At 42.4% G+C, this 4,618-nt stretch carries 5 protein-coding genes; 4 read left to right on the forward strand and 1 reads right to left on the reverse strand.

Annotated elements, in window-relative coordinates; translation table 11 throughout:
• The first annotated feature begins 217 nt into the window (after positions 1-217).
• The 4 genes from B9J84_RS02610 to B9J84_RS02625 all read left to right on the forward strand — a co-directional run bounded on the left by B9J84_RS02610 (position 218) and on the right by B9J84_RS02625 (position 3,498).
• On the forward strand, positions 218-988 hold the full coding sequence (locus B9J84_RS02610) for an ABC transporter ATP-binding protein (RefSeq protein WP_013856548.1): 771 nt from the start codon (positions 218-220) through the stop codon (positions 986-988).
• A 104-nt stretch (positions 989-1,092) separates the two neighbouring features.
• Positions 1,093-1,869, forward strand: coding sequence for an ABC transporter substrate-binding protein (locus B9J84_RS02615; protein WP_026028918.1), 777 nt, complete (start codon positions 1,093-1,095; stop codon positions 1,867-1,869).
• Positions 1,870-2,077: 208 nt separating this feature from the next.
• Positions 2,078-2,818 carry an ABC transporter permease gene (locus tag B9J84_RS02620; protein WP_094123468.1) on the forward strand — a complete coding sequence of 247 codons (741 nt, stop codon included), beginning with the start codon at positions 2,078-2,080 and terminating at the stop codon, positions 2,816-2,818.
• A 2-nt stretch (positions 2,819-2,820) separates the two neighbouring features.
• Positions 2,821-3,498 (forward strand): ABC transporter permease, encoded by a 678-nt coding sequence (locus B9J84_RS02625; RefSeq protein ID WP_094123469.1) that lies wholly within the window; start codon positions 2,821-2,823, stop codon positions 3,496-3,498.
• 112 nt (positions 3,499-3,610) lie between these two features.
• Here the strand turns inward: B9J84_RS02625 and xthA are convergent, their stop codons facing one another.
• Positions 3,611-4,420 carry an exodeoxyribonuclease III gene (gene xthA, locus B9J84_RS02630; protein WP_017045192.1) on the reverse strand — a complete coding sequence of 270 codons (810 nt, stop codon included), beginning with the start codon at positions 4,418-4,420 and terminating at the stop codon, positions 3,611-3,613.
• Between the last annotated feature and the right edge of the window lie 198 nt (positions 4,421-4,618).

Here is a 4,618-nt window from a genome sequence, read left to right on the forward strand (position 1 = left end):
TAATGAAATGAGTTAACTGTTAATTACTTGATGTGCCATTTATATGCGCCATATGGAGAAGTATTGGCTAAAATGTGAATTTTTAATCAGATAAAATAACTAAATATCCTTATTTTCCAGGTTAATAATTTGTTGCATGTTTTCGGTGTGAATGCTAGTTTGTATCAAAAATGGGAGTTGGAATACTCTGCAGTAGCAAATACAGGGAGTTAAGCGCATGACTGATGTACCGGCGCTGAATATTAAAGAGCTGCACAAAACCTTTGGTCAAAACGAAGTACTAAAAGGAATCTCGCTAGAAGCTCGTAAGGGTGATGTGATCTCCATTATTGGTTCTTCTGGCTCGGGAAAAAGTACCTTTCTTAGATGCATCAATTTACTTGAAACACCAACCTCTGGTGATATTTGGGTCAATGGTGAACTCATTCAAATGAAAAAAAATCGGCAAGGTGAAGCTTCACCTGTGAGTGAAAAGCAGGTGCAACGAATTCGCTCACGCCTTGCTATGGTATTTCAGGGATTTAACCTTTGGTCGCACATGACGGTGTTAGAAAACGTTATTGAAGCACCAATTCATGTGTTAGGAGTACCGAAAGCACGAGCCATCGAGAGTGCTGAGGTGCTGCTAAAAAAAGTCGGCCTGTATGAACGTAAAGACTATTATCCTGGTCACCTTTCTGGTGGGCAACAACAACGTGCGGCGATTGCTAGAGCGTTAGCCGTGGAGCCAGAAGTCATGCTGTTTGATGAGCCCACATCTGCACTTGATCCTGAATTGGTGGGTGAAGTGTTGGGTGTTATGAGAGACTTGGCAGAAGAAGGCCGTACTATGCTGGTAGTGACTCATGAAATGGCCTTTGCTCGCGATGTTTCAAACCATGTGATGTTCTTGCACCAAGGTTTAGTGGAAGAGCAAGGAGATCCAGCCATCCTGTTCACCCAGCCTAAATCTGAACGGTTAAAACAATTTATATCCTCTATTTATTAATGTGTTCATTATGTTGTGGTATTCGTCACGACATAAATATTAAGCAAAACCAACATAAACATAGCATGATAAATAAGTAAGACCTCAATCACAGGAGTATGGAAATGAAAAAGTGGTTATTAGTTGCAGCCGTTGCTGCTAGTGCAATGACTGGTATGGCCCAAGCGAAAGAATGGAAGACGGTTCGTTTTGGTATAGAAGGGGCTTATCCTCCTTTTAGCTGGACAGAGGCTGATGGATCTCTCAAAGGCTTTGATGTTGATATGGCCAATGCGTTGTGCAAGGAGATGAAAGTGGAATGTAAAATCGTTCCACAAGACTGGGATGGCATTATCCCATCACTGCTCGCACGTAAATATGACGCGATTATTGCAGCCATGTCGATTACCGACGAGCGCAAGAAAAAAGTCGATTTCACTGGTAAGTACGCATTAATTCCCAATAAATTTATCGCCAAGAAGGGAGCCGCGTTGGATTTTTCTAAAGAAGGTCTAAAAGGGGTGAAAATTGGTGTACAACGTGCAACAACGCACGATAAGTATCTTACTGATAATTATGGCGATGCAGTTGAAATTGTCCGTTATGGTTCATTTGATGAAGCCTATCTTGACCTAGCCAATGGTCGTATTGCGGCAGTATTGGGTGATGCCTCTGCATTGGAAGAGGGTGTGCTTAACAAAGCGGGCGGCGAAGCGTATGAGTTCGTCGGCCCATCATTAACCGATCCGAAATGGTTTGGCGATGGTTTTGGTATTGCGGTTCGTAAACAAGACAAAGATCTCACTCAAAAACTTGATATGGCGATTAAATCTCTTCGTCAACAAGGGATTTACCAAGAAATTGCGACCAAATACTTTAATTACGATGTATACGGTGAATAAGCTGTAACATCATATCTTACCCATATAATTAGAAGGTGAGAGTGGGCCGAGCACATGAATATGTTTATCGATCACTCTGTAATTAGGACTGGTTAGCTCAGTTGACTCCACCTTCTCAATTATGATGGGAATCCATTGATTCTTAACGGCTGGATCCTAGTTCCAGAAGTACCCAGCCGTTAAATTCTCCAGGGACTAGGGATGAATTATGTTGGACCTACACGGATATGAAGCCTCAATTTTGAAGGGAGCGGTGCTGACCATTGAAGTTGCCGTGCTCTCTTTATTACTTGCCATGTTACTTGGCATGCTAGGTGCGCTAGCCAAGCTTGCACCCTACCGTTGGGCAAGAGCCATTGCCACTCTTTATACGACCATCATTCGCGGTATTCCAGACCTTGTGTTAATGATGCTTATTTTCTTTGGCGGTCAAATATTGTTGAATAATAGCCTTTATTCAATCAACGAATGGCTAAACAATTGGTTTATGGCAAGTGACCCGAGCCATGAATGGGCCGCTTATCTCCCCGATTATATTGATGTTAGCCCTTTCATTGCTGGGATACTAACTATAGGTTTCATTTTCGGTGCCTATATGGCTGAAACCTTTCGTGGCGCCATTATGGCAGTTGATAAAGGAGAGATGGAAGCGGCGAAAGCGTATGGTATGAGTTCTACCTTAGCATTTAGACGCATTTTGCTTCCTCAAATGGTTCGTCATGCATTGCCAGGATTTGGTAACAACTGGTTGGTATTGCTCAAAACGACGGCACTTGTTTCCATTATTGGATTAGAAGATATGGTCAGAGTCAGCTCACTCGCGGCGGGTTCGACAAAAATGCCATTCACCTTTTATATGGCTGTCTCAGTGATCTTCCTTTTCTTTACCAGTGTATCAACCGGTCTTCTCAAATTGGTTGAGCGCAAGTTTAGCATTCACACGAGGTAAATATGGATTTTTCCCTTATTGCTCAAAGCTTACCAATTTATTTTAGTGGGTTATGGACAACGGTTTGGCTGGTGGGGTTGTCGTTAATCATCGGTTTGAGCTTTGCCATCCCCTTAGCGATTGCTAGAAATAGCCACAACTATTTGATTCGTACTCCAGCATGGGCTTATACCTACTTTTTTCGTGGTACACCGTTATTGGTCCAGCTTTATCTCATCTACTATGGAATGGATCAATTTTTCCCGGTTAAAGATACCTTATGGGAAAACGCTTGGTTTTGCGCGTTGGTTGCTTTTGTTCTCAATACGTCCGCCTACACGGCTGAAATTATTCGCGGCGCGATCAATGGTTTGCCGAAAGGCGAAGTTGAAGCGGCGAAGGCATACGGAATGAGTACTTGGAAAACGTATCGACGAATTATTCTACCGAGTGCGTTAAGGCGCGCACTGCCCGCTTATAGTAATGAAGTTATCTTCATGCTCCACGGTTCGGCGGTTGCTGGTATTGTTACCATTATGGATTTAACGGGGGCTGCGCGTTTAGTGAACTCTCGTTATTATGCTCCATTCGAGTCATTTTTAACCGCAGGTTTGTTCTATATGGGCTTGACCTTCATTATTTTGTTCTGCTTCAAACAGGCTGAAAAACGCTTCTTAGCTTATTTGCGCCCATTGAGCTGAAGGGCTGCGAGTAGCAATTTGCTGTACCGAGTTTGTTTCTATAATCAAGGCATAGATTAAAATAAGAAGCGCGCCGAATGCGCGCTTCTTATTGGCACGTTACTTTCTGTTCCTACAAGGAAAAACTGGACCAAATTGGCGCGTGATCAGAAGGTTTTTCTATTCCTCGAAGTTCATAGTCGATGCCGGCCTCTTGGCATTTTTTTGCTAGGTTCGGGGTCGCTAAAATGACGTCGATTCGTAGCCCGCGGTTATCATCAAAGCCGCGTGAGCGATAATCAAACCACGAAAATTGATCATTTACATCCGGATTTAACTGACGGAATGTGTCAACAAAACCCCAGTCCATTAAAGTTTGTAACCATTCGCGCTCTTCAGGTTGGAAAGAGCATTTTCCCGTTTGCAACCAGCGTTTTCTATTGGCTTCACCAATCCCAATATCCAAGTCGATAGGGCTGATGTTAATGTCTCCCATTACAATTATTTGTTCGTCAGGGGAATGATGTGTCGTTAAGTAACCCATTAGATCTTTATAAAACTGACGCTTATAGGGGTATTTTGTTTCATGGGAAATATTCTCTCCTTGAGGAAAATAGCCGTTGAGTATGGTTGTTTTTTGGCCGTTTTCATCTTCAAAAGTGGCCATAATCATGCGTTTTTGATGATCTTCATTATCGCTAGGAAAGCCTTTCTGTACTGAAATGGGTTCCTTCTTGCACAACATGGCGACGCCATAATGCGCTTTTTGACCATGGAAATAGACGTGGTAGCCCATGGCTTCAACATCCTCAAGAGGAAAAGCGTCATCGTGTACTTTGATTTCTTGAAGTCCAATGACATCAGGTTGATGCTTATCAATAATCGCTTGCAGTTGATGAAGGCGAGCTCTCAAACCGTTGATGTTAAAACTGATGACTTTCATAAGGGATCCTTAAGATGAGTTGTGCGCAAGATGTTACCATTTCAAGGCGCAAGGACAAGACGAAAAGCGAATCAATTGTAATACGTAAACTTTTTGAATAGTCAGAAAGGATATTTTTATTAACATTTATGTAAACTTACGATTGATCTCTCAAGTCAATATGCTCTAATTAAAGTTGTCACCATTTCGTCTGAAAAC

This window comes from Vibrio sp. V03_P4A6T147 (assembly GCF_002241085.1).
In the GTDB taxonomy this organism is placed as follows: domain Bacteria; phylum Pseudomonadota; class Gammaproteobacteria; order Enterobacterales; family Vibrionaceae; genus Vibrio; species Vibrio anguillarum.

Coding starts and splice junctions, on each gene's coding strand:
- B9J84_RS02610 (WP_013856548.1), top strand. CDS start 218: ATGACTGATGTACCGGCGCTGAATATTAAAGAGCTGCACAAAACCTTT.
- B9J84_RS02615 (WP_026028918.1), top strand. CDS start 1,093: ATGAAAAAGTGGTTATTAGTTGCAGCCGTTGCTGCTAGTGCAATGACT.
- B9J84_RS02620 (WP_094123468.1), top strand. CDS start 2,078: ATGTTGGACCTACACGGATATGAAGCCTCAATTTTGAAGGGAGCGGTG.
- B9J84_RS02625 (WP_094123469.1), top strand. CDS start 2,821: ATGGATTTTTCCCTTATTGCTCAAAGCTTACCAATTTATTTTAGTGGG.
- xthA (WP_017045192.1), bottom strand. CDS start 4,420: ATGAAAGTCATCAGTTTTAACATCAACGGTTTGAGAGCTCGCCTTCAT.